At 39.9% G+C, this 24,795-nt stretch carries 21 protein-coding genes and 1 tRNA gene; 11 read left to right on the top strand and 11 right to left on the bottom strand.

Annotated elements, in window-relative coordinates:
- Positions 1–5 precede the first annotated feature (5 nt).
- Positions 6–617: a LemA family protein gene (locus Q1A31_RS12140; RefSeq protein WP_131907766.1), complete on the bottom strand. Its 612-nt coding sequence runs from the start codon at positions 615–617 to the stop codon at positions 6–8.
- A 215-nt stretch (positions 618–832) separates the two neighbouring features.
- Between Q1A31_RS12140 and Q1A31_RS12135 the strand changes: the two genes are divergently transcribed.
- From Q1A31_RS12135 to Q1A31_RS12115, 5 genes are all read left to right on the top strand, one after another.
- A complete protein-coding gene (locus Q1A31_RS12135) occupies positions 833–1,279 on the top strand; it encodes a DUF1801 domain-containing protein (protein ID WP_299876730.1) in 447 nt (148 codons plus the stop codon).
- An 87-nt stretch (positions 1,280–1,366) separates the two neighbouring features.
- Positions 1,367–1,612 (top strand): type B 50S ribosomal protein L31, encoded by a 246-nt coding sequence (locus tag Q1A31_RS12130; protein WP_131907768.1) that lies wholly within the window; start codon positions 1,367–1,369, stop codon positions 1,610–1,612.
- On the top strand, positions 1,578–2,540 hold the full coding sequence (locus tag Q1A31_RS12125; RefSeq protein WP_299876722.1) for a thermonuclease family protein: 963 nt from the start codon (positions 1,578–1,580) through the stop codon (positions 2,538–2,540). Before Q1A31_RS12130 ends, Q1A31_RS12125 begins: the two co-directional genes overlap by 35 nt.
- Positions 2,540–3,550, top strand: a complete 1,011-nt coding sequence (locus tag Q1A31_RS12120) for a M48 family metalloprotease (RefSeq protein ID WP_299876719.1) — start codon at positions 2,540–2,542, stop codon at positions 3,548–3,550. Before Q1A31_RS12125 ends, Q1A31_RS12120 begins: the two co-directional genes overlap by 1 nt.
- A gap of 86 nt (positions 3,551–3,636) precedes the next feature.
- Positions 3,637–4,863: a malic enzyme-like NAD(P)-binding protein gene (locus tag Q1A31_RS12115; protein ID WP_299876716.1), complete on the top strand. Its 1,227-nt coding sequence runs from the start codon at positions 3,637–3,639 to the stop codon at positions 4,861–4,863.
- 81 nt (positions 4,864–4,944) lie between these two features.
- Here the strand turns inward: Q1A31_RS12115 and Q1A31_RS12110 are convergent, their stop codons facing one another.
- The 3 genes from Q1A31_RS12110 to Q1A31_RS12100 form a co-directional block, all read right to left on the bottom strand.
- Positions 4,945–6,225 (bottom strand): MFS transporter, encoded by a 1,281-nt coding sequence (locus Q1A31_RS12110; RefSeq protein WP_299876713.1) that lies wholly within the window; start codon positions 6,223–6,225, stop codon positions 4,945–4,947.
- 231 nt (positions 6,226–6,456) lie between these two features.
- Positions 6,457–8,610 carry a bifunctional (p)ppGpp synthetase/guanosine-3',5'-bis(diphosphate) 3'-pyrophosphohydrolase gene (locus Q1A31_RS12105; protein WP_299876710.1) on the bottom strand — a complete coding sequence of 718 codons (2,154 nt, stop codon included), beginning with the start codon at positions 8,608–8,610 and terminating at the stop codon, positions 6,457–6,459.
- A gap of 167 nt (positions 8,611–8,777) precedes the next feature.
- Positions 8,778–9,461 carry an HAD family hydrolase gene (locus Q1A31_RS12100; protein ID WP_299876707.1) on the bottom strand — a complete coding sequence of 228 codons (684 nt, stop codon included), beginning with the start codon at positions 9,459–9,461 and terminating at the stop codon, positions 8,778–8,780.
- Positions 9,462–9,654: 193 nt separating this feature from the next.
- On the opposite strand from Q1A31_RS12100, the gene Q1A31_RS12095 reads away from it, so the two are divergent.
- Both Q1A31_RS12095 and mscL read left to right on the top strand, forming a co-directional pair.
- A complete protein-coding gene (locus Q1A31_RS12095) occupies positions 9,655–10,491 on the top strand; it encodes a triacylglycerol lipase (protein WP_299876704.1) in 837 nt (278 codons plus the stop codon).
- A 371-nt stretch (positions 10,492–10,862) separates the two neighbouring features.
- Positions 10,863–11,255: a large-conductance mechanosensitive channel protein MscL gene (mscL, locus tag Q1A31_RS12090; RefSeq protein ID WP_299876701.1), complete on the top strand. Its 393-nt coding sequence runs from the start codon at positions 10,863–10,865 to the stop codon at positions 11,253–11,255.
- 149 nt (positions 11,256–11,404) lie between these two features.
- Here mscL and Q1A31_RS12085 read toward each other — a convergent pair whose 3' ends face one another.
- Positions 11,405–12,559 (bottom strand): hypothetical protein, encoded by a 1,155-nt coding sequence (locus Q1A31_RS12085; RefSeq protein ID WP_299876699.1) that lies wholly within the window; start codon positions 12,557–12,559, stop codon positions 11,405–11,407.
- Positions 12,560–12,750: 191 nt separating this feature from the next.
- Between Q1A31_RS12085 and mutS the strand changes: the two genes are divergently transcribed.
- Entirely contained in the window at positions 12,751–15,384 is a 2,634-nt protein-coding gene (gene mutS / locus Q1A31_RS12080; RefSeq protein ID WP_299876696.1) for a DNA mismatch repair protein MutS, read from the top strand.
- Between the two features lie 132 nt (positions 15,385–15,516).
- Here the strand turns inward: mutS and Q1A31_RS12075 are convergent, their stop codons facing one another.
- Positions 15,517–16,140 (bottom strand): hypothetical protein, encoded by a 624-nt coding sequence (locus Q1A31_RS12075; RefSeq protein WP_299876693.1) that lies wholly within the window; start codon positions 16,138–16,140, stop codon positions 15,517–15,519.
- A gap of 132 nt (positions 16,141–16,272) precedes the next feature.
- Between Q1A31_RS12075 and Q1A31_RS12070 the strand changes: the two genes are divergently transcribed.
- From Q1A31_RS12070 to Q1A31_RS12060, 3 genes are all read left to right on the top strand, one after another.
- A tRNA-Arg gene (locus Q1A31_RS12070) sits at positions 16,273–16,349 on the top strand.
- Between the two features lie 385 nt (positions 16,350–16,734).
- Positions 16,735–18,336 (top strand): phosphoenolpyruvate carboxykinase (ATP), encoded by a 1,602-nt coding sequence (gene pckA / locus Q1A31_RS12065; protein ID WP_299876690.1) that lies wholly within the window; start codon positions 16,735–16,737, stop codon positions 18,334–18,336.
- Between the two features lie 117 nt (positions 18,337–18,453).
- The gene (locus Q1A31_RS12060; RefSeq protein ID WP_299876687.1) at positions 18,454–19,251 is read left to right on the top strand and encodes an undecaprenyl-diphosphate phosphatase; all 798 of its coding nucleotides are present in this window, start codon (positions 18,454–18,456) and stop codon (positions 19,249–19,251) included.
- An 81-nt stretch (positions 19,252–19,332) separates the two neighbouring features.
- Here Q1A31_RS12060 and Q1A31_RS12055 read toward each other — a convergent pair whose 3' ends face one another.
- The 5 genes from Q1A31_RS12055 to Q1A31_RS12035 all read right to left on the bottom strand — a co-directional run.
- The gene (locus Q1A31_RS12055) at positions 19,333–20,082 is read right to left on the bottom strand and encodes a 5'-methylthioadenosine/adenosylhomocysteine nucleosidase (protein WP_299876684.1); all 750 of its coding nucleotides are present in this window, start codon (positions 20,080–20,082) and stop codon (positions 19,333–19,335) included.
- Positions 20,083–20,101: 19 nt separating this feature from the next.
- Positions 20,102–21,694 (bottom strand): ABC-F family ATPase, encoded by a 1,593-nt coding sequence (locus Q1A31_RS12050; RefSeq protein WP_299876681.1) that lies wholly within the window; start codon positions 21,692–21,694, stop codon positions 20,102–20,104.
- A gap of 152 nt (positions 21,695–21,846) precedes the next feature.
- A complete protein-coding gene (gene mltB / locus Q1A31_RS12045) occupies positions 21,847–23,292 on the bottom strand; it encodes a lytic murein transglycosylase B (protein WP_299876679.1) in 1,446 nt (481 codons plus the stop codon).
- 128 nt (positions 23,293–23,420) lie between these two features.
- The gene (locus Q1A31_RS12040; protein WP_299876676.1) at positions 23,421–24,287 is read right to left on the bottom strand and encodes a hypothetical protein; all 867 of its coding nucleotides are present in this window, start codon (positions 24,285–24,287) and stop codon (positions 23,421–23,423) included.
- A gap of 298 nt (positions 24,288–24,585) precedes the next feature.
- Positions 24,586–24,795, bottom strand: a 210-nt coding sequence (locus Q1A31_RS12035) for a hypothetical protein (RefSeq protein ID WP_299876673.1), incomplete at its 5' end; no start/stop codon positions are given.

Raw genomic sequence — 24,795 nt, 5'->3', positions numbered from 1 at the left:
TCAATTTAATTTGTAGCAGGCGCCGTATTAAAATCAACCTTTGGTGGTGCGGCAATCGCGTCTTCATTTTCAACGGTGAAATTCTGCTTGGTCGAATACCCCATAAGGCTAGCAATCATATTGCCGGGGAATTTTCTGACCGTTAAATTGTAATCTTTTACCGCATCGATATAGCGTTTACGTGCGACTGTAATGCGATTTTCCGTTCCTTCTAACTGAGTCTGTAATTCCAGGAAGTTCTTATCTGACTTCAGATCAGGGTAGCGCTCAACCGTTACCAGCAAACGACTCAAAGCTCCTGTTAATTGACTTTGCGCTTGTGAGAATTGACTGAATGCCGCAGGATCATTGAGCGTTTCCGGTGTGATTTGAACGGAGGTAGCTTTCGCACGCGCCTCAACAACACTGGTTAATACGTCTTTTTCCTGTGCGGCAAAACCTTTAACCGTGCTTACCAGATTAGGTATCAGGTCTGCTCTGCGCTGGTATTGGTTAACCACTTCAGACCAGGAGGCAGTCACACCTTCATCACCACTTACAATGCGGTTATAAACACCCACACCAAAAATAATAAATAATGTGATTGCTGCAAGAATTACCATTCCGAACTTAGACATTCTCTCTCTCCCCTTCTGTTTTACGTAAACTTAACTTCACTTTGAATAGCCTTATTAATTCATATATTTATGAATTTGTCACTAGTCTAGCCTGCTCGCTTCTTTTGTGCCATCTCATCTAACATCTAAGTTAATCCTGCTTAAAAAGTGCCTATAAGTAGGGGGGTGTATTATAGAAAAAGAAAAAGGATGATTAATCAAAGGAATTAACAGCCATGCCTGACCCAGATCTAAAATCACTAGAAAACGTTATTCAATCCGATGATGTCAAACATACCTATGGTTTGTATCCTGAAACGATTCAGAAAAAACTGCTAACCATTCGACAAATGATATTTGATCTCGCTAAACATAATGATGAAATCAGTGATATTGAAGAAACACTTAAATGGGGGGAACCTGCTTACAAAGCCAAGTCTGGATCTACCGTAAGATTAACGTGGAAGGCGTCGACTCCCAATGACTACGCGGTTTATTTGACCTGTAGCACTACTTTAGTTGAGACATTCAGAGAGATTTATCCAGATACGTTTCGCTATGATGGTAATAGAGCGATTATTTTTTCTCTCGATGAAACAATTCCTAAAGATGCATTAAAACAATGCTTATTGCTTTGTTTGACTTACCATAAGATAAAACATCTTCCACTTTTAGGATTATAAGGGCATACTCCGCTTGCAAAGCATTGGGGGCATCTGTTAGAATCCCCGCTCTTCGATTTTTGAACACGATTTTAAGAGGATCTTCTAATGAAGGCCGATACACACCCAGACTACAATCAAGTAATTTTTCAGGACCTTGCGAGCGACTTTAAAATTCTTACTCGCTCAACGCTTTCTTCAAAAGAGACTGCAAAATGGGAAGATGGTAATGAATACCCACTAATTAAAGTGGATATCTCTAGTGCATCTCACCCTTTCTACACGGGCAAGCAAAACACTAAAACAACTGCTGGTGCGATTGACAAGTTTAACAATCGTTACGGTAGAAAATAACGAATCCTTGTCTGCTGAGCTAAACCGGGTTCCGATCTGGCTTGCTGCAAACTTACATTCGTTAATGCTTTTAAAGCATACCTCAAAAAAGGCACCTGTTATGAGTGCCTTTTTTGCGTCTGTGATAATCACATTTATCGTTTTGACACCCCCCACCTTTGCGGCCGAAATTTGCCCTTCCCCTAAAAATAATCAATTAGAAAGCGCAACCGTTAAGTGGGTCTATGATGGCGATACGGTGTTACTTACCGACAAACGCAAAGTAAGAATCATTGGTGTAGACACGCCAGAAACAAAACACCACAAACAAAAAGGTCAGGCATACGGCGCAAAAGCCAAAGAAGCTTTAAGAGAAAAACTTAAACAGCACAATTACAAAGTCAGACTCCTTTATGGAAAAGAAAAGAAAGATAAGTATTCTAGAGTACTGGCACATGTGTTTTTAAAAGATGGTACCAATATATCTAGCTGGCTACTTCAGCAAGGCTATGCAAAAACACTCGCCATATCACCTAATATTGCATTCGCAGATTGCTACAAAAAAGCAGAGCAAACGGCTCAACTAAAATCACTAAAAATATGGAAACTCAAGAAAAACCGGCTTGTAACGACTGAATCGATTAAACCCAAAACGAAAGGTTATGTCCGTTTAAAAGGCGTCGTTAAAAGTAAACAAACACATAAAAAATCTATTTCTCTAACGCTTGAAAGCCATGATAAAAAACCAACACACATAACAATAAAAAACAAAAACTTAGGCTATTTTAAATCCATAGACTTTGATAAATTAATCGGCAAAAGCATAATCGTTTCAGGTATGCTCAAAAACCAAAGAAAAAGACGAACCATTCAACTTAATCACCCATCACAACTTCAAATATTTGCAGGGACGCAAATTGAATCGATGATTAAATGGAGCTCAAAATAATGAACATCAAAACTACTTTTAGAGGCTTAATCGCTACGGCACTAATCACCACGCTTGCAGGCTGTTCTACCAATCCTGTCTCTGGCAAAAGAGACTTTACCCTGATCAATGAAGAGCAGGAATTGTCAATTGGCGCGCAAGGCCATAAAAGCATCATGAAACAGAAGAAGCGCTATAACAATTCTGGATTACAGGCTTACGTTAACAATATTGGTCAGGAACTCGCAAAACAAAGTCATAGAAGCGATATTCGCTATACCTTCACCGTATTGGATGACCCCACCGTTAACGCTTTTGCTCTTCCGGGTGGCTATGTCTATGTAACCACAGGACTCATGGCTTATCTTAATTCAGAAGGCGAGTTGGCCGGCGTATTAGGACACGAGATTGGTCACGTTACAGCCAAACATGGCGTAAAACAGCAAAGTGCAGGCGCTGTGGGTGCCGTGCTGCAAAGTATTTTAGCTGATCAGGCTGGTGTAACAGCAGGCAAGGGGTTTGGTCAGTTAGGACAAGCACTGTTGAGCGGTTATGGCAGAGATCACGAACTGCAAGCGGATAAATTAGGCGCAGAGTATTTAGCGCGTGTCGGATACGATCCTGAAAACATGATTGAAGTCGTTAGCGTATTGAAGTCACAAGAAGAATTTGAGAAGTATCAGGCGCAGAAAGAAGGTCGTAAAGTTCAGGCGTATCACGGTGTTTTCTCTTCACACCCAGATAACGATACGCGTCTAAAGGAAGTTATTAGACAAGCCAATAAATTCAAAACTCAAACCACCAGAGATGCAGGCCACGATAAATATTTAAAACAAATTGATGGGATGTCGTTTCGCATAGATAAAAATAATAATGGAAGAATCGTTGTAGGTCGTGCAACTACACCAGGTTTGACTTATGCTACGCTAGCACAAAAAAGCAAGGTCAATGAACAACGTTTACGTCTTATAAATGGCATGTTCCCAAAAGGACAACCCGTTCAGGGAAGTTTGGTAAAGGTCATTCAATAAGCAATTTTTGTTATTTTTCACCACTCAGACTAATATTGGTCTACGCTTAAATACACGTTACCTAGAATTACTATAAGGAAGAATTCATGTCGAATGAAACACTAAAAAAAGAAGCCCTTGAGTACCACTTAAATCCTAAGCCGGGAAAAATCGCAATTGAGATTACAAAGCCTACTGAAACTCAGAAGGACTTATCGCTTGCTTACACACCTGGTGTAGCAGAACCAGTTAAAGAGATCGAAAGAGATCCTGAAAATGCTTATAAATACACCGCAAAAGGAAATCTGGTTGGTGTTATAACTGATGGAACCGCTGTATTAGGTCTAGGTAACACTGGTGCTCTTGCAAGCAAACCTGTGATGGAAGGTAAAGGCGTATTGTTCAAACGCTTTGCAGATATCGATGTTTTTGATATTGAAGTAAATTCAGATTCAATTGAGGATTTCTGCAAGACAGTGGAAAATATCTCGCCTACTTTTGGTGGTATTAATCTAGAAGATATTAAAGCACCTGAATGTTTTGAAATTGAACGTATCCTGGAAGAAAAACTGGATATTCCGGTATTTCATGATGATCAACACGGCACAGCCATTATCATTGCTGCTGGCCTAATTAACGCTTTAGAGCTGAAAGGCAAAGAACTAAAAGATGCTAGAATTGTTTGTCTAGGTGCTGGTGCAGCCGGTATCGCTTCAATGAAAGTACTAACGTCACTGGGCGCAGATAAAAGCAAACTCTATATGCTTGATCGCGGCGGCGTTATTCACTCTGGTCGTGATGACTTAAACAAATACAAACAGGAATGGGCACTAGAAACTGAAGACAGAACGTTGTTAGATGCATGTACTGGTGCCGACGTATTTATTGGTCTTTCTGGTCCTAATTTATTGAGTGTAGAAGCACTAAAAGCGATGGCTGACAATCCAATTGTATTTGCTCTTTCTAATCCAGACCCAGAAATTGATCCTGAAGTAGCACGCGAAGCTCGCCCTGACATCATTATGGCGACTGGCCGAAGTGATTACCCTAATCAGATCAACAATGTATTAGGCTTCCCATACATCTTCCGAGGCGCTTTAGATGTTCGCGCAACTAACATCAATACAGAGATGAAAATGGCTGCTGTTCACGCACTAGCGTCAATTGCTAAAGAGCCAGTACCCGATTCAGTCCTTAAGGCTTACAACAAAGAGTCTATGGAGTTTGGTCCTGAATACATCATCCCTACTCCTTTAGATCCGCGCTTAGCTGATATTTTACCTGCGGCTATATCAAAGGCTGCAATTGATTCTGGCGTTGCTAAGATCAAATAACAAAATATTTTTAAAGTAATAAAAAAGGATGCCATTTGGCATCCTTTTTTGTTTCTACATATCTATAAATAAATGAAATTGTTACATGCCTTTTTTAACGGCTTTTTCTGCATCATCCTCTTCATTCGCTGACTCTTCCGCATCTAATGCAACCGCCTCTAAACCTACCGGAGTAATTCTTGAAGCCATAAGCTGATGATCCACTTGCTCGTCGTCTGGTACCGCCTCTCTCTGGAAGATGAAATATAAAACAAGCAAACCTAGCACCACATGTATCGCTCCTAAATACAAGAGAAACCATACATTGCCAAAAGCGGCTGTTAAGTAACCTACCGTTATTGGGCCAGCAGCCGCTCCAATACCAGAAAACAGTACCATGGTACTACTTGCGCTCGTCATCTGCTCTGGCCTCAAACGATCATTGGTATGCGCAATACTCAATGAATACACAGGCAGAGCTGCAGCGCCAAACAAGCCAAATATTACAATAAAGGCTGTGGACTGCGGATCTAGTCTATAAAGCACGGCAATGAAGGCAACAGAAAGCGCACACAAAACAACGATGACTAAACGTCGATCAAATTTATCAGATATCCAGCCTACCGGCCATTGCGCCGCTGCACCCATAGCAATGAACACACTCATAAAGACCGCGGTTTGCGAAATACTCATCCCTGCATTCGCGGCATAAACCGCACCCATACCGAGAACCACACCTGAAACTATCGAGGTTAATGTAATACTCACAACACCCGTATGTGCGGTTTTAAACAACTCTAAAACACTCATGCTTTCGCTTTCTTCTTCTAAAGGAGCCGCTACCCGGGTAACCAATAGCGGAATTAACGCCACCGATAGCAAAATCGAAGAGAGTAAAAATAGGTTGAAGGTAGTGGGATCGGCGACCTTAAACAATAATTGTCCGCCCGCCAGACCACCGTAGGAAACAATCATATATAGCGATAAAATCCTGCCACGACTGTCATTATCAGCACGTGCGTTCAACCAGCTTTCAACAACCACATAGACACCAGCAAAACTAAACCCGGTAATCAACCGCATAAATATCCAGGCAACGGGATCGATTAACAGAATTTGCACTAATACTGCCGTTGACGCCAATGACGCTAGCGCTGCAAACACTCTAATGTGACCTACCTGTCTTATGAGTTTATTGGTAAGTAAAGACCCAGCCAGAAAGCCTAAGTAGTAGGCCGTCATGATCCAACCCGTGGTACTCGAGCTAAACCCTTCGAAATTGGCTCGCCAACTCACCAGAGTACCCTGCAGGCCATTTCCCAGCATCAAAAAGGCCAAACCTAAAAACAAAGGCCATGTAGTTTTTAAAATATTGTTAATCATAAGACGAAGCTGCAGAAGGAAATAAAACGTTAGGTCAAAAAATGGCGCATTCTCGCACCGAAACTGATTAAAACCAATAGAAATATCATAGAAAACGCATCAGCGTAATATTTCTGAATATGGCTAATTTTATGCTTAAAGTAGGGGGGTGTATTATCAACAAAGAGAACAATATTGTTCTCTTGCTGACTTATTTAAACACATCAAACTAAAAGCATAATCAAGTAGAAACTAGCTCTGACGTTTAGCGTCCATTACATTTTGTAGTTGTGCGATTTTTTCCAGTACATCGAACAACTGCCCGGTGTTTTCTATCTGGATAGAAATACTCAATAAAGATACGAGTTCTGTATTACCGCGTTTGGTATTCATACTAACAACGTTAATTTGTTCTTTAGCTAACACTTGTGCAACATCACTAATCAAACCAGGCTTATTAAATCCAGTCACCTGAATATCGACGGTATAGGCCGTTGTTTCTGTACCCCAACTGGCTTCAGCCAAGCGTAATGATTTATCTGGACCCAGATTGGTTTCATCAATATTGGGGCAGTCTTCTCGATGTATGGTAATACCTCGTCCGACAGTGATATAACCAATGATATTGTCTCCTGGTACAGGTTTACAGCAATTTGCAATTTCAACCAGAAGATTACTGACACCCTGAATTTGAATACCGCGGTCGTTATGTTCATTTTTGACATTAACCTTACGGAATTTAACTTCTTCTTTCTTCGGCACTTCCAGTGTATCGATCAACTGAGCGACACTGATATCGCCTCTACCCAATGCAATCAGAAATTCTTTTTTAGATTGATATCGAAAACGCTGAATTAACGGCTCCAGATCTATCTTTTTAAGATTTAAACGATGTTTTTCCTGCTCGATGACATCCTTGCCATCTTGCAAGTTCTTCTCATGATCCTGCTGTCTAAACCAATGTCTGATTTTGCTCCGAGAGCTTGCTGATCCGACATAACCTAAGGTCGGATTGAGCCATTTCCTGCTGGGCTGCTCGACTTTCTTAGTGATAATTTCTACTTGATCGCCATTATTAAGTTTATGGTCGAGAGTGACGATTACACCGTTCACTTTTGCGCCATTGCAACGATGTCCAACGCTGGTATGAATAGCATAGGCAAAGTCTAATGGCGTCGAACCTTTTGATAGCTCTACAATATCGCCCTGCGGAGTTAGCACGAACACCCGGTCGGGAAATATCTCTGCCCTGAAATCTTCGAGTAACTCTGCATCGGTATCATCGCTATCCAGCAATCTTCTTAAAGAACCAACGACTCTTTCCATCGCTGCATCTTGTGCGCCACCTTCTTTATAGCGCCAATGCGCGGCAACTCCTAATTCGGCGAAAACGTGCATATCCTGTGTGCGAATCTGGATTTCTACGTATCGTCCTTGTGGACCAATGACGACGGTATGTAAAGACTGATAACCATTGGGCTTTTTATTCGCAATATAATCATCGAGTTCCGCAGGAACGTGTTTCCATTTTTCATGCACAACACCAAGCGCGGTATAGCAGGCTTTAACATCGCTGACGATAACTCTGACCGCACGTAAATCATATAGCTGATCGATAGAGAGTTCTTTGCGCTGCATCTTCTTCCAGATGCTATAGATATGCTTGGGACGACCATATACCTCGGCTTCTATTTCCATATCGCCTAATAGCTGGCGCAAATTAAAAATAAATGCTTCAACATACGCTTCGCGTTCCAGACGCTTAGCATCTAGTGATTTAGCAATTTTCTTATAACCAATGGGATCAAGATAACGAAAAGCCAGATCTTCCATCTCCCATTTTAACTGACTGATACCCAGACGATTTGCCAAGGGCGCATAGATATCCATCGTTTCTTGAGCAACTTCGCGTTTATCATATAGTTCAGCATCCGCAAGAAGACGCAGATATTGTAAACGCCAACCGAGATAAATTAGCACCGCACGCACATCATCGACCATCGCCAACAACATCCTTCTAAGGCGTTCGGCTTGTTCTGGGATAACGGCTTCGTTTTCGTTTTGTGGTTTGAAATTATGCAACCAACGCATATTTTTCACTAACAATGCGATAGTGCTACTGAATTTCTCAGCTATTTCTTCTATTGAAAAGGTATCGCAAAGGCGTACATCGCTGAGCACAGTGGCGATTAGAGTAACTTGATCAACTTGTAAATTTCGTAAGATATCTGCGACATCCAGACTTAAAGGCACCTGAGAATCTTCATCAAGCTCGGCAACAGTAAGCATCAGATCAATTGCTTCAATCAGCAGTTGTTGATCTTCTTCGCTTTCATTAATGGATAGGCGATGTATCCATTGTTCGCGAGTGCGCGAACTGGTATCTCTTAGCTGACTATGCTTCATTACCCCAAAACCCTCAATGGAAATATTGAACTGGAAGTACACCCCCCTACTTTAAGGGCTTTTTTAGTTATTTCTTCTTATTATTTAATCAAACGTTAAGCTATTAATTGACCATTTACGATTCGTCTTTAAGTAGCAATTTGACTGTATATAGGCAACCTATCATGTCATAAATTTAGTATTTTGTCTTCTAATTGGTGATGATGCTGGAATACAGCAGCAGGCGTTTGACCACCCGGCCATGGCATCAGTGTCGGGTTATACCAAATAGCTTTCATCCCGACTTTTTGGGCGCCGATAATATCTCGCTCGGGATCATCACCGACATAAACAGTTTGGTGTAAATCGTGATCTGACATTTCCATGGCTTGATGAAAAATATCCTGATGAGGTTTGGACACACCAGCTTTTTCTGAAGAGAGTGAAAAATCGAAATAATGACCCACACCGATTTTATTCACATCAGCATTACCATTAGTAATAACGCCTAAAGAGTATTTTTTAGAAAGCTTTTCCAGCATTTCCAAAGCGCCATCATAAAAAGTCACTTCGTTTCTGGCTGACCAAAATACATCAAAACCAGGCTCGACATAACTGTGATCATAGCCCGCTTCATCAGCCAGTATTTTCATCCAGTTTTTACGCAAATCGGTTAAGTTGTGATGCAACTCAGGTTTAGAGTGCATATAGTCCATACGATGCTGAACTAACGCCTCACCGCTATATTTTTGGGTGATCTTTGGATAGTTTGATTTTAGCCATTGGTAAAAACCTTGCTCAGCCTTAATAATCACAGGGTTTACTGCCCACAAGGTATTATCCAAATCAAAAGCGATACATTTAATTGTCATGAAACCGTGTGTACTCCCATTTATATATTCCAATCCTCAAGACAAGAAACTAACATACTTAATGCATAATTTGCAGTGAATGCTAGATTGGAAAATCCTGATTTATTTTGATCTCAATATTTGAACAAATATTAAAGCTTATATTTGCTACTTAAAGCTGATTCATCTACCAAAAGTTGCCCTGGAGGCACTCATGAAACGCTTCATAATATCATTAGCCTTACTATTGATTTCAATCTTTGCTGTAAGTTCCGCGCAAGCAAGAACGATTGTCCTAGTGCATGGATTTATGGCGGATGATATGTCATGGCGATATTCTGGATTTACCCAGCCTTTATTAAGCGCTGGCTGGAAAGATGGTGGAAGCTATGGCTATGGCCCACAAGGAATGCTTATACCTCGTGACCTGATGACAAAAGGCGATGTCTTTTATACGGTAAACCTTCCATCAAAAGCCAACTTACAAATTCAGGAAAGTTTATTGATGCAGTATCTTTCTCACTTGTATGCTTATCGTATAGAACCAATCACCTTAGTCGGACACTCGGCTGGTGGATTAGTTGCCCGACTTTATGTGCTCGACCCACAACGTCAAATAGCAGTAAATGCATTGATTACTATTGCCTCACCACATCTGGGAACACCGGCAGCGAACATCGCGCATTTAGCAGGTAATTCACCGATTGGGATGATGGCAAGCATGGCTGGTGTAGACGAACTGCAAGATTCACGCGGTTTATTTTCTGACCTTAAAGAAGAGTCATCGTATAATTTTATTTACTGGATGAATCACCAATACCATCCCAATATTCATTACGCTTCTATCATTCGTAAAAATGATTCCTTTACCAAACCGGATAAATTCGATTTTGTTGTTCCTCCTTTTAGTCAGGATATGAATAACATCTGGGCATTGAAGGACCGATCTGGCATCGCATTGAGCACTGAAAATCACTCATTGAATGGTAAAGATGGATTAATTGTATTGCAGATTCTTGAACATATCCCTAACACTGCAACTCAAAAATAGAGCAGCACTTAGTCACTATATTTCTTTTTCAAAATAAAGACAAAGCACCCTACCTCGTTTTTTAATACATGAATTTAAATTCACCAATAGTAATTTTTATAGTAAACTGTGCGCTCTCCACAAATACCACCCGAGGAGAAAGGTTACTTAGTGTTTTCTTGGAGGATGACACTGCCTGAGATCATATGATTTCATGTTGTAACCACATTCAACCCCGAGTCTATCTCGGGGTTTTTATTTCCCAGAAAATTAATAACAATTAATATTATTTATTAAAGTTTCGAACCAATTCTAAGTGGGATGCACTAAACGTACGATTTTACAAAACAATCACTTATTTTATTATCAACAAACAATTAAGGAAGATAGACATGGGAATGATTAAAGATTTCAAAGAATTCGCACTAAGCGGCAATTTAATAGATATGGCTACTGGTATTATTATCGGTGTAGCATCAGGTAAACTAATTTCATCATTAGTAAGCGACGTAATCATGCCTCCAATCGGAGTAGCATTAGGTGGTGTAAATTTTACAGATTTAGGCATCAAGCTTGCTGAAACAGGTGGTGGAGATAAAGGTTTAGAGCCAATTATGCTTAAGTACGGCGCTTTCATTCAAAGCTTTATCGACTTCCTAATTATTATGGCAGTTGTATTTATTATTATTAAAATCGCTACTCGTAATAAAGAGCCTGAGCCAGAAGCTGGTCCATCTCAAGAAGATCTACTTACTGAGATTCGTGACGCGTTACAAAAGAAGTAATTTTTAGGTTAATTTTAGGAAGTAAGAATTTAGATTATTTCTTAAAAAAGGCTTAAAAGTAGGGGGGTGTATTTGCAAAAATACATCCCCCTTTTTTATTGCTTATATGTGATTATTTTGATGATTCGACTTAAATTTATTGAACTAGCTTAGTTTAGCCGGCAACCACCACCAACGTAAGAACCTGCCTCCAGATCTGTAACATTCGACCAGACTCCGCTCAAGGTCAAAGTTTCTTCATCTAAAACACCATCAATTTCAGTGCCATCAGCTGATTTTGCAGTAAGTTTGTTATCTACTAACTTACCTGTGATTTCACTTTCTTCATTTGTTGAAACACTATAAGTAGAACCCTTCACATTATTTGATTTGTCGACATCAAAGGTAAATAAACCTTTGTCTCCACCAGTAAATGGAACCGTATAACGATAAACCGCATCACTTTCACCACCTAATCTCTCTGCAGAGAATGTACCTTTCTGGGACGTATCCGCGCTATTTTCCCAAGTACCTGATAGGTCTTCTGTAGAATTCAGTTTTCCGGAAAATGCTTTTGCAGAATCTTCAGCACTAACAAACTCTAAACCCATATCATAATCAAGCGCCGTAGTACTGCTAATTTCAACCGATACTTCGTTATCTGGATTATAAGAAGAACCTGCTACCTCACCCGTTACTGGGTTTACGACTAATGCAACATTACCTGATTCTGTACCTTCGTAAGAACCTACATAAGCACCCGCATTCGCACAAAGTAATGTCGTCTTTAAGTGAGTTGCTGCAGCCAAAGCATCAGGCAGTTCGTGCACTACCCCATCCTCAACCGAAGCGGAAGTTACGATATTATTCACATTTTGCGTAGGAAAATCAGCCGCAGCAAAATTTACTGCTGTCCAGCTAGCTGCTTTCGCCTGAACTTTTTTAGAAATTTCGATGCCGTTACTCGGCGTATTATCTTTATCAAGCATCATCAAAAAGCGAACTTTATTGATCACTTCTGCTGAGGCCAAAGTACCATCTGTAACAAGGTCTACTGGTGTCATTACCGCTTTACCAGCACCCGATCCTAGCGCTACTACACCTACTGAGAAAGCAACATCTTCGCCATCTTCGTAGACGAAGCCTCCAGATGAATCTGTTACGCCATCCTGACCACCAGAAACATAAGATAGACCAGACACGTTACTGTCTTTGAAAACACCATCCTTTTTAACAACGGAAGAGGAACTTCCGCCACCACCACAAGCCGTAAGCCCAAACAATGAAACTGTGGTTAATGCTATTAAGCCATTAATCTTTAACATATTTATCCCCATAAATTTTTATAATAAAGCCGCGATGATTCTACCATAAGCAATCCTGTAGACATAATTTAGACTGCTTTTATAAATCTTTTAGACATAAGCTTAATAAATAGTTTCATCAATGCTAATTTCTCTGTTTAGATTTCCAAGTTTATTGTGACACTGTAAGACTGATTTGTTAAATTAGCCGGATGACTCAAACCCCTACCAAGTCTGCACCGAAAAGTACGCAGAAACATACCCCGATGATGCAGCAGTTTTTACGCATCAAAGCTGAAAACCCAGATCTTTTACTGTTTTATCGGATGGGTGACTTCTATGAATTGTTTTTTGAAGACGCAAAGAAAGCGGCTCAAATTTTAAACATTACGCTTACCGCCCGTGGAAAGTCAGATGGTGAGCCAATTCCTATGGCCGGCATTCCTTATCATGCTGCAGAACAATATTTACCGCGTTTACTAAAACAAGGTATATCAGTTGGTATTTGCGAACAGATTGGAGACCCAGCTAAATCCAAGGGGCCAGTTGAAAGAAAAGTTGTTCGTATTCTCACACCGGGAACAGTCACTGATGACTTCTTACTGGAAGAGCGCCGTGACAATTTATTACTGGCAATCTCAGAGCCAACAAACCAGCACCTAAGCAACTTTGGTTTGGCGTATATCGATTTGAGCAATGGGCGCTTTATTGTTCAACAAGTCGATAGCATCGAGGCTTTACACAATGAAGTTGAACGCATGCGTCCAGCAGAAATACTCGTAAATGAAGATTCCAAAATTAAGTTATCGGGTCAGTACTCTATTACCAAAAGAGCACCTTGGCACTTTGATGAAGAAAATGCTCGAAACCTAATACAAAAGCAACTTGGCACTAAAGATTTATTAGGTTTTGGCTGTGATGATCTCCCCGTTGCAATTACTGCCGCTGGCGTTTTGCTGCAATACGTTAATGAAACTCAACGTATGGCACTGCCGCACATTAACAGCTTAAAAGTAGAAAGCAGCGATGACGGCATTATTCTGGACGCAGCAAGTCGACGCAACTTAGAACTCGAACATAGCCTTATGGGAGACCATAAGAATACCTTGATATCGGTATTGGATAACACTGCTACCAGTATGGGTGGGCGCTTATTAAGTCGCTGGCTTAATAAGCCACTGCGTGACCAAAACGTATTGAGAAATCGCCATCAGGCTATCGATAGTTTCATTCAACAATACCACTATGAAACACTGCATGGCGTATTACGCCATATCGGTGATATCGAACGTATTATTTCCAGAATCGCTTTGGCTACCGCAAGGCCACGTGATTTATCCACGCTAAGAGACTCTCTGAAAGTTGTCCCTGAGTTAAACAGCACCTTAAAACAATTAGATAACCCACTCATTGAAACACTAAGAACGGGGATTGATGAGCATCAGGAGTTAGTGGCTCTGCTTGATTCTGCCATTATAGAAAATCCACCTGTCTTAATTCGTGACGGAGGAGTAGTCGCTGAAGGCTTTGATGAAGAACTCGATGAGTTACGTAATCTGAGTAAAAATTCAGATCAGTACTTATTAGATTTGGAAACGCGTGAAAAAGCACGAACAGGCATCTCTAGCTTAAAAGTAGCTTACAACCGCGTACATGGTTTTTATATTGAGATTCCACGTTCACACACCGATGAAATCCCTCCTGAATATATCCGTCGCCAAACATTAAAAATGGCGGAGCGTTTTATACTTCCGGAATTAAAAGAATTTGAAGACAAAGTACTATCTGCCAGAGAACGCTCGTTATCACGCGAAAAGGCGCTTTATGAAACACTACTCAAAGACCTTGCAATATACACACTGTCACTTAGAGAAACCGCGCAAAACATTGCCGAAATAGATGTGCTGAGTAACTTTGCCGAACGCGCAGTATTACTTAATTACTCAAAACCAGAACTCAGCGAAGCTCCCGGCATCAATATCGTTGCTGGACGGCACCCAGTGGTTGAAAGCACCTTAGATGACCCTTTTGTACCTAACGACTTAAATATGGACGATCAGCGCCGTATGCTAATGATTACCGGCCCTAATATGGGTGGTAAATCGACCTATATGCGCCAAATTACCTTAATTGTATTAATGGCTCACATCGGAAGCTTCATACCCGCAGAATCTGCTGTAATCGGTCCTATTGATAGAATATTTACACGAATCGGAGCGCACGATGATTTAAGCACAGGTCGATCTACCTTTATGGTAGAGATGACTGAAGCTGCAAATATTCTCAATAACGCGACGGCTAATTCACTAGTGCTAATGGATGAGATTGGTCGAGGTACAAGTACCTTTGATGGTTTATCTTTGGCGTGGTCTTTCGCCGAGTTTCTAGCAAAGCAGAAACAAGCATTCACCTTATTCGCAACACACTATTTTGAATTGACGGCACTACCAGAGAAAATACCGACGATAGCAAATGTGCATATAAACGCTGTTGAGCATGGTGACAAAATTGTGTTTCTACACAGTGTAAAAGACGGCCCCGCGAATCAAAGTTATGGACTGCAAGTAGCACAACTAGCAGGAGTGCCTAAAGGCGTAATAGCTCAGGCACGCAAGAAACTTCATCAACTAGAACAGGACGCAAGACAGAAGCCACAACCAGGGCAAACAATGTCTTTGAATTTAGGTTTTGCTGATGAAGATCCAATAGATGATGATCATTTTGCTATTGAAGATGAATCAGCTATAGAGATTAAAAACACACTGATCGATATCGATCCAGATGACTTAACGCCGAAACAAGCACTAGAGAAACTTTATCAGCTAAAAAAGCTATTAGATAATTAATATGATCACCCCCCTACTTTGAATGACAATTTGTTTTTGTTGTTTAAAAACGGTTTTGGAATTTATGCAGAGCTAGGGTGTTTTTTTATGTCAGTGCATCTTTTTTTAGTATTCTTCCAGTCGATTCGCAAATCAGCGCCAAGAGGAAAATGGAAGGACCCGCATCGGTGAAGCCATCGTATCAATGTTTTTAGTCATATAACCAATATTGTCTGAAATTCTACCAACACCGATTGTCATCGTATTAACATCTTGTCGCATGCCGGTGATATTCACATCTATCCGGTGAATACTCTTATCCATTTGAGCCAGAATTTTTCGTACTGTATTGATATTGTTACTCATATAACCAACACTTTGATCAAGCTTCGACATATCTTGCTGCATAAATGTGACAGAGTTATTAAGCAACTTAATATCTGCACTTACACCTGAGAAGTCTTTACGAATAGTACCAACATCTCCAGCAACTTGATGAAAATCATTGCGCATCGATTTCATGTCACCTGATATTTTAGACATATGATTGGTGATGTCTGCCATATTACTAGTTAGCGTCCAGATCATAATAAACATCGCCAAGCCCAAGACAACCAAACCAATTAATGTAAACCGGATAAGCTGTGTCGTGCGTTTTGCAATTCGCAAAGATAGCTCTTCACGAGATTTCATCGCCGCATTAAAATCAGCCATCCCCAGGCGAAACTCATTAATCAGTGTTTCGTTATTTGTAAGTTTGTTGTCGATTGAAGCCATAGGGCATGGAGTATAAGTACTTATTCACAAATGAGAAATAAATATTCTGAAACAGAGCTAAAAGTTCGATACAATCCTGCAACATAGCAACAATATTTAGCCTTAGTATTTCCTTAATACTATCTGTATTTTGTCCCGATAGCTCAGTTGGATAGAGCGGCCCCCTCCTAAGGGGCAGGCCGGTGGTTCGATTCCTCCTCGGGACGCCAATTTATTCAGCGCCAAATCTCCCTCCTCATTTCACTTCTTTAAGCGTTCCTGGTAATCATATCCGCTAAATTTCAATGGATGAAAATCGAAATACCTTTCCAAAATCAACAAACCTTATTTTTCGATACCAAATTTATAAGTCGAGACTGATATTAATCAATTCATTAATATTTCATATAAGTTAGATTTCAGTTACTGCTGTAAATATGAAAAATTGAGTCAGGTCAGTGTAATACTGTTTATATTTACACAGTATAATTACACTTTAGATCTTCAATCCTTGTTGACAGAATAATTTAAATCCATACACTCGCCCACCCCAGCCGTACTAAAGTATCGACTGATTACAACTGAGTACAAGAATCTTAAGGAAGCCTTATAAGAATGAAAACCATTGATCTAAGTAGTTACGGTATTAAAGACCCATCTGAAGTTATCTATAATCCTTCATATGAAACGCTGTTTAACGAAGAAACACGTGAAGATCTGGTAGGCTTTGAAAAAGGGGTGGTAACTGACACCGGTGCTGTCGCAGTGGATACAGGTATTTTTACTGGACGCTCTCCTAAAGATAAATACATAGTTCGTGACGATGTAACCAGAGATACTTTCTGGTGGTCTGATCAAGGCAAAAATGATAACAACCCAATTACGCCTGAGCTTTGGGAGCATTTTGAAACACTAGTTGTAGATGAGTTATCAAACAAACGCTTATTTGTTGTCGATGCTTACTGTGGTGCAAATGAAAGCTCTCGATTAAGCGTACGCTTTATCACCATGGTTGCATGGCAAGCTCACTTTGTTAAAAACATGTTTATCCGCCCTACTGATGAAGAGCTAGAAACATTCGAGCCAGACTTCACGGTTATGAATGGTGCAAGCGTCACTAACCCTGACTGGAAAGAACAGGGGTTGAATTCTGAAAACTTCGTTGCTTTCAATCTAACCAAAAACATCCAGTTAATCGGAGGCACCTGGTACGGCGGAGAGATGAAAAAAGGTTTATTCTCGATTATGAATTACCTACTTCCACTCAAAGGCATTGCTTCTATGCATTGTTCTGCAAACATTGGAAAAGACGGAAATTCTGCAATTTTCTTTGGCTTATCTGGCACCGGTAAAACAACCCTTTCTACAGACCCTGAACGTGCTTTAATCGGTGATGATGAACACGGCTGGGATGATGACGGCATCTTCAATTTTGAAGGCGGTTGTTATGCTAAAACCATTAGTCTCGACCCGGAGCAAGAGCCAGAAATATATCAGGCAATTCGCCGTGATGCATTACTCGAAAATGTAGTAACACGCGAAGATAACACGATTGATTTTCATGACGGATCAAAAACTGAAAACACTCGTGTTTCATACCCAATCTACCACATACAAAACATCGTAAAGCCTCAATCAAAAGGTAGCGCTGCAAATAAAGTTATTTTCTTATCGGCAGATGCTTTCGGTGTTTTACCTCCTGTGTCTATTTTGACACCAGAGCAAACGCAATACCACTTCCTATCAGGCTTCACAGCAAAACTAGCTGGAACTGAGCGTGGCATTTCAGAGCCGACTCCAACGTTTTCTGCTTGTTTTGGCGCTGCTTTTCTATCGTTACACCCAAGTAAATATGCGGCTACTCTAGTTAAGCGTATGGAACAATCTGGTGCGACAGCTTACATGGTAAACACTGGCTGGAATGGTACTGGCAAACGAATTTCCATCAAAGATACTCGTGCAATAATCAGCGCTATTCTAGATGGCAGCATCGACGAACAAGAAACAAAGTCAATTCCGTTCTTTGACCTTAAAGTGCCAGTACAATTAGATAACGTAAACCCAGAAATTCTTGATCCTCGTGATACGTACTCGGATGCTGAAGAATGGAATACCAAAGCTAAAGACTTAGCAAAATTATTTATCGATAACTTCGAGAAATACACAGATATTCCTGAAGGAAAATCATTGCTGGTTGCCTCTCCAACTATTGACTAACTAACAACTAATTTTATTTAGTTAAACTTAGTTTTAAGCAATCTAAGATGATAGTTAGTTTCATCTTAGATTGGTGTACAATCCCACTTTTTTATATTTTAGAGTGGGATTTACTAGATGGAAATCATTCATGCCGTCATTCTAGGCATCATCGAAGGTATCACAGAGTTTTTACCCATATCTTCTACAGGTCATTTAATAGTGGGCTCGGAATTAATGGGCTTACCGCAGACCGAAGAGAATACCGCCTTCCAGATAATTATCCAGTTATCAGCGATTCTCGCTGTTATTGCCAATTACAAAGATAAGTTTCACCCCAAACATTTCGATTTATGGGTAAAAATTCTTATCGCATTTTTACCTTTAGCAATCATTGGCTTTATATTTAAAGACCAAATCAAAATGCTCTTTTCAGTTCAAGTCGTTGCGATCATGTTTATTATCGGTGGCATCGTCTTTTTGATTATTGAATACTTTCAGAAAAATGCCGTTGCTAAAACGCTAGATGTTGAAGCTATTAGTTATAAGCAAGCCGCGTGGGTTGGTATTGCTCAAGTATTTGCTCTGATCCCAGGAACAAGCCGCGCTGGCTCTACTATCGTTGGTGCACTTTTAGTCGGATTAAGTCGCAAAGCCAGTGCTGAGTTCTCATTCTTGCTGGCATTACCAGTAATGGCTGCAACGAGTGGCTATGAGTTACTAAAAAACTATAAGGACTTCAGTGATTCAAACTTGTTGACTTTGGCCGTTGGCTTTGTTGTATCGTTCATCGTCGCTTACTTCACAATGAAATTATTTCTTCGATTCTTAGAGAAGTTTACTTTTGTTGGCTTTGGCATCTACCGGATTATATTTGGAGCAATATTACTGTATTTGATTTACGCTGGAGTTATTAGTCCTTCTGCTCACGCTTAATTCAATAACAATACTAGTAATAGGTCACCCCCCTACTTTGAAGGATATTACGTTTTAGCTTTTTTAAAACGTAAATAGATGTCAAGTGATCAAGCGGTTCACAATACCCGCAGTAAAGTGACAGGCGACCTGCTCGATAAAACGCGGAAAATCAATCATAGAATCGTGATTAGCTTTATCAGATATAATCCTTATCACTGTAAAAGGTAATGAGTATTCATGGGCAACTTGAGCGACTGCTGCACCTTCCATTTCCACAGCCAACAGATCAGGCAATGCCTCTAATAATTCTTGTTGTTTCTTCAACGAGCTAATGAATTGATCGCCACTCGCAATTAAGCCGGTATAAACAACTGGCTTCGTGACTCCTAGATTAGATAATTCCTTTGCTTCAACATCATCATTTAGATCATCGGATATATATTGCTGGGAAGCATTTTTAGCTAACGTTAAATCAGCTGGGTCTGCAGAAATTTCAGTGAGTGATAGAAGCGGTATTTCAAAGCGCTTGATACCCAATACACCTGCGCAGTCCATATCATGCTGTACAAAAGAACTCCCAATAACAATATCACCAATTTTTAAGTATTCTGGAATTGCTCCAGCGACACCGGTAAATACGAGCTTTGAGATTCTATATCTTTCGACAAGCATTGTTGTCGTTGAAGCGGAAGCCACTTTTCCCCAGCCAGAGAAAACGACGACAACTTTTTTTTGATTGAGTAGGCCAAGATAAACTATCTTATGGCCTACTTTTTCTTCTGTTACATCTTCAAGCATGGTTACAATGCGTTTGAGTTCCTCATGCATTGCAGCCATTATTCCAATCATAGCTTTATAACAGCCTTATTTAGCCTTCTAGGCTTTGACTAGCTAGATACTCATCGTAAGTACCAGAGTATTGATTGATTCCTGTAGGAGTCATTTCAATGATACGTGTCGCAAGTGAGTTAACAAACTCACGGTCATGACTGACAAAGAATAATGTTCCCGGGTAATTTTCTAGCGCTAGATTCAAAGACTCGATAGATTCCATGTCCAGGTGATTGGTTGGCTCATCCATCAGAAGTACATTATCCTTCCTCATCATAAGCTTACCGAAAATCATTCTACCTTGTTCACCACCTGATATGACTTTTACAGATTTTTCACTTTGTGATTTTGAGAATAACAGGCGACCTAGAACTGAGCGAACTGATTGCTCATCATCTTCTTCACTGCGCCATTGGTTCATCCAGTCATACAGTGATTCACCATTTTCAAACTCATATGCGTGATCCTGAGCGTATACCCCCAGCGTGGCATTTTCAGACCATTTCACCATGCCACTATCAGGTTGTATATCATTTGTTAGGCAACGTAAAAGAGTAGATTTACCGATACCATTTGGCCCGATAATCGCAATACGTTCACCTACTTCAACCATCAAATCAATATCACGGAAGAGTGGTTCATCGTAACTTTTACTTAGGCCTTTCACTTCCAGTATATTTTTAAACAATTTCTTTTCTTGTTCAAAAACGATGTAAGGATTAACACGACTAGACGGTTTGATATGCGCTAACTCAATTTTATCTAATTGTTTCTGGCGCGATGTAGCTTGTTTTGCTTTTGATGCATTCGCCGAGAAACGACTTACAAATTGTTGTAATTCTGCAATTTTAGCTTTCTTTTTCGTATTCTCGTTTTGTAGTTGCTCGCGTGCTTGTGTTGCTGCTGTCATGTACTCGTCATAATTGCCCGGGAACATGCGTAATTCGCCATAATCCAAGTCAGCCATATTGGTACAGACACTATTCAAAAAATGGCGATCATGGGAGATGATTACCATGGTACTTTTTCGATTATTTAGGATTTTTTCTAGCCAACGTATGGTATTTATATCAAGGTTGTTGGTTGGCTCATCCAGCAATAATAAATCAGGATCAGCAAATAAGGCTTGAGCAAGTAAAACACGAAGTTTCCAACCCGGAGCTATCGCACTCATCGGCCCCCAATGCTGATCTTCAGATATTTCCAGCCCTAGTAATAATTCACCCGCGCGTGACTCTGCGGTGTAACCATCCATTTCGCCAAATTCAATCTCTAAATCTGCGACTTTGATCCCATCTTCCTCACTCATTTCTGGCAATGAATATATCCGATCACGCTCTTCTTTGATGGCCCAAAGTTTCTTATCACCCATGATAACGGTATCTAGCACACTGAATTCTTCAAATGCGAATTGATCCTGTCCTAATACCGAATAACGAATACCCTGATCAATTGTCACGTTTCCGGCAGTAGGCGCTAATTGACCGCTTAAGATTTTCATGAATGTGGACTTTCCACACCCATTTGCGCCAATCAATCCGTATCGATTACCGTTGCCAAATTTGACAGATACATTTTCGAATAATGGCTTTTCGCCAAACTGCATTGTGATATTAGAAGCTGAAATCAAAACGATTACCTAAATTAGTTGTGTTGAAGATCGTATATTTAAGTATAAAAAAGACGGGCAAAAAAAAGCACAGTCTTCTAAATAAAGAAGACTGTGCATTATAGATTTATACTAGCTCTAATCAAGCATTATTAGGCTGTACTAATCGAGGCTTAATCCAGTAACGCTCTATATTCATCTAACTCTGAATCAATAGACGCCTGTCGAATGACACTTTTCCCACCAATACGCGCATCAATTGCTTCAGCTAACTGATGAACAGCCATTGCATAATGACTACTATGATTGTAGCGCGTAATCACGTAGAAATTATGACCTCCAAGCCATAACTCATCACCACTATACGTGTTTAGTTTGATTAGACTTGCTTTACCAGAGATATTACCCAGATAGTCAGCAGACACCCCCCTACTTTTAAGGCTATTTAAACTATGACTAGATTTAAAACCTGTACGCAGTGATTTGTAACTACTGTTTTTAGAAGAAGCACGAACAGCGACTGTACCGCCTGTTTTCCAACCATGCTTTTTAAAGTAATTAGCTACGCTGCCAATAGCATCTTTAGGAGTCCAGAGATTTATATGACCATTTCTATCGTGGTCAACAGCATATCGCTTAATATTGCTTGGCATGAATTGACAAAGACCTAGTGCTCCAGCATAAGATGCCATTGGTTTAAGAGGATCTAGTCCTTCTTTTCTCGTCATCAACAAATAGCTTTCTAATTCACTCTGGAAATATTTTCCTCGGCGAGCATTATCAAAGCCCATTGCAGATAAAGCATCAATCGCTCTATTTTTACCTACATTACCACCATAGCGAGTTTCAACACCAATGATGCCTAAAATGTATTCTTGCGGTACTCCGTATTTTTGCTCAGCCTGTTGTAAAGCAACTCTATTTTCACGCCAGAACTGAACGCCTTTGCTTATTGTTTTTTCGGTCAAGAAATTCCCACGGTATCTATTCCAACGACCAGAACGTGATTTTTTAGTGGATTTTATTGGGCCTTTTGCATCAGAGTACGCCATGCGTTTCAAGAATGGAGTTGCTTCAGTATTAGCAAAAAGGTAATTCAAATATCCGCGATCAAACCCATGCTTGTTTACCATTTTATTAATAAAAGCATGCGTCTGTTGATTATTAACATAATCTCCAGAAAGAGAGGCATATTTTATATTTTTAACAGGAGCTCTGTGAGACGGGGTACGATAACTGCTTTTTACTGGTTTTTTGGCTGTGTTATTTCGTACTATCTTGTTTCTAGCAGGTGGCCTCCGTTTCTCATAGACAACTTTTTGCTGTGCTACTTTTGATGAAACTTTATTGGTTGCTTTAGACTGAGCTAGTTTTTTTGCTGGCTTAGCAGTTGCAGTACGTATATTTTGTGTTGTTTTGGGTTTTACTAAACCCTGCTTTTCCCAGATATCTAGTAGTTTAGCGTATTGTTGTTTTTGTTTTGTATCAGCTTTAACGTGATGTTTTACTGGTTTTACTTTTGTAGCTGGCTTTGTATCATTTTTAGTATTGCTGCAAGATGTCATATTGACTACAGCAATACAAATACTGATACCCGCTAGCATTTTTACGATGCTCATTATTTATTCCCCTTGATAACTCATCCTTGACTATCTTAGGGAATATCTTACATCATTTATATAAATGCTAGCTGAATGAGTATTAACTTAAAATAATAAAGCGATTAATAACATCATAATTTTTACTTTTACTTATCGTCAAAAACACCCCAATCAGAAAAATCCATCATATTGCCAGCTTCTTCAGCTATGGGCGGGAACTGATTAGTAATGGCATCTGAAACAGTGACTGGATCAGGTGTACTGATATGAGGAAAACGCCAGCCACCCGGCATTGTACCCAAATCACGTGGCCCACTAGACATCGTATCCCAGGCATCATCTGTAAAATCTGTATAAAAATCAGGCCAGATATTTCTTGTATCACCCCAAGCTTTTTTACGATTTGGATTACGAGTATTTCCGAAAAAAGGCATAGTGTTATTATTAGCATTGTTGTTGCCAAACATATTACTCATTGGATTGTTTGAGTTATTTCCGAATGGCATATTACCACCAGAGAATGGATTAAAACTATTGCCAGAATTATTACCGAAAGGCATATTATTACCTGAGAATGGATTGAAGCTATTCCCCGAATTATTACCAAAAGGCATATTGCCACCAGAGAATGGATTAAAACCATTATTCGAATTATTATTAAATGGCATATTATTAGCCATTGGAAAACCATTATTAGTTTGATAAGGGTTCATCCTATTCATCGGCATACCATTAGTCATAGCGTTTTGTGGAAGCATGCGGTTTTGATAACCATTGTTTTGTGCTGGTCTATTACCAGTAAACTTTTGTTGGTTATAAACTGGTGCACTATTCATTGAAGGATAAGGGATACTGGAGTTTGCTACTGGCGCACTTCCAAAGTTTATTGGTGGATATTCATATATTTGAGAGTTATCAGCCGGCGGATAAACCAGGCGGTTGTCAGCATTTACTCCACTCGCGAATACCAGCAAGGAAGAAAATAGTAAAAACTGTAAGTTTGTATTTTTCATATTTATACCTAATAATAACTCTATTCATTGATCTTAATCACTATATTAGCATACTCTAATATATATTACATCTTTAATATTAATTACAGGTCACCCCCCTACTTTCAGGCACTTTCTATCTATATCACTTAGCTGTGGCTGGGCGCTGTTTACCTAAAGACTAAATATAAGACAATTTTATTTTTATAAAAATCCGTAAACAGTAAATTCCTCAAGCTTTTATCTATGTGAGGTATATCTACCTTTATTTATATAGCGTAGTAATACCCTTATTTTAATAGATAAACTCCTTATAGAGTCACGTTACCTCACATATAAAAGCCATAACGTAGGATTTGGGGATAGTAGATGGTGTTACATGCTCGGTGTATAAACCTGATGTTTCCCTAAATCGCAGGCATAAAAAAAGCCTGTCTATTGCTAGACAGGCTTTTAGGATAATAACTTGGTGATGACCTACTTTCACATGGGGAAGCCCCACACTATCATCGGCGATGACACGTTTCAC

The organism is uncultured Cocleimonas sp., assembly GCF_947495625.1.
Taxonomy (GTDB): Bacteria; Pseudomonadota; Gammaproteobacteria; order Thiotrichales; family Thiotrichaceae; genus Cocleimonas.
This window is presented reverse-complemented; position numbering and strand designations above follow the sequence as displayed.

Excerpts from the sequence above, each read along its gene's own strand:
- Q1A31_RS12140 (WP_131907766.1), bottom strand. The coding sequence starts at position 617 with ATGTCTAAGTTCGGAATGGTAATTCTTGCAGCAATCACATTATTTATT.
- Q1A31_RS12135 (WP_299876730.1), top strand. The coding sequence starts at position 833 with ATGCCTGACCCAGATCTAAAATCACTAGAAAACGTTATTCAATCCGAT.
- Q1A31_RS12130 (WP_131907768.1), top strand. The coding sequence starts at position 1,367 with ATGAAGGCCGATACACACCCAGACTACAATCAAGTAATTTTTCAGGAC.
- Q1A31_RS12120 (WP_299876719.1), top strand. The coding sequence starts at position 2,540 with ATGAACATCAAAACTACTTTTAGAGGCTTAATCGCTACGGCACTAATC.
- Q1A31_RS12115 (WP_299876716.1), top strand. The coding sequence starts at position 3,637 with ATGTCGAATGAAACACTAAAAAAAGAAGCCCTTGAGTACCACTTAAAT.
- Q1A31_RS12110 (WP_299876713.1), bottom strand. The coding sequence starts at position 6,225 with ATGATTAACAATATTTTAAAAACTACATGGCCTTTGTTTTTAGGTTTG.
- Q1A31_RS12105 (WP_299876710.1), bottom strand. The coding sequence starts at position 8,610 with ATGAAGCATAGTCAGCTAAGAGATACCAGTTCGCGCACTCGCGAACAA.
- Q1A31_RS12100 (WP_299876707.1), bottom strand. The coding sequence starts at position 9,461 with ATGACAATTAAATGTATCGCTTTTGATTTGGATAATACCTTGTGGGCA.
- Q1A31_RS12095 (WP_299876704.1), top strand. The coding sequence starts at position 9,655 with ATGAAACGCTTCATAATATCATTAGCCTTACTATTGATTTCAATCTTT.
- mscL (WP_299876701.1), top strand. The coding sequence starts at position 10,863 with ATGGGAATGATTAAAGATTTCAAAGAATTCGCACTAAGCGGCAATTTA.
- Q1A31_RS12085 (WP_299876699.1), bottom strand. The coding sequence starts at position 12,559 with ATGTTAAAGATTAATGGCTTAATAGCATTAACCACAGTTTCATTGTTT.
- mutS (WP_299876696.1), top strand. The coding sequence starts at position 12,751 with ATGACTCAAACCCCTACCAAGTCTGCACCGAAAAGTACGCAGAAACAT.
- Q1A31_RS12075 (WP_299876693.1), bottom strand. The coding sequence starts at position 16,140 with ATGGCTTCAATCGACAACAAACTTACAAATAACGAAACACTGATTAAT.
- pckA (WP_299876690.1), top strand. The coding sequence starts at position 16,735 with ATGAAAACCATTGATCTAAGTAGTTACGGTATTAAAGACCCATCTGAA.
- Q1A31_RS12060 (WP_299876687.1), top strand. The coding sequence starts at position 18,454 with ATGGAAATCATTCATGCCGTCATTCTAGGCATCATCGAAGGTATCACA.
- Q1A31_RS12055 (WP_299876684.1), bottom strand. The coding sequence starts at position 20,082 with ATGATTGGAATAATGGCTGCAATGCATGAGGAACTCAAACGCATTGTA.
- mltB (WP_299876679.1), bottom strand. The coding sequence starts at position 23,292 with ATGAGCATCGTAAAAATGCTAGCGGGTATCAGTATTTGTATTGCTGTA.
- Q1A31_RS12040 (WP_299876676.1), bottom strand. The coding sequence starts at position 24,287 with ATGAAAAATACAAACTTACAGTTTTTACTATTTTCTTCCTTGCTGGTA.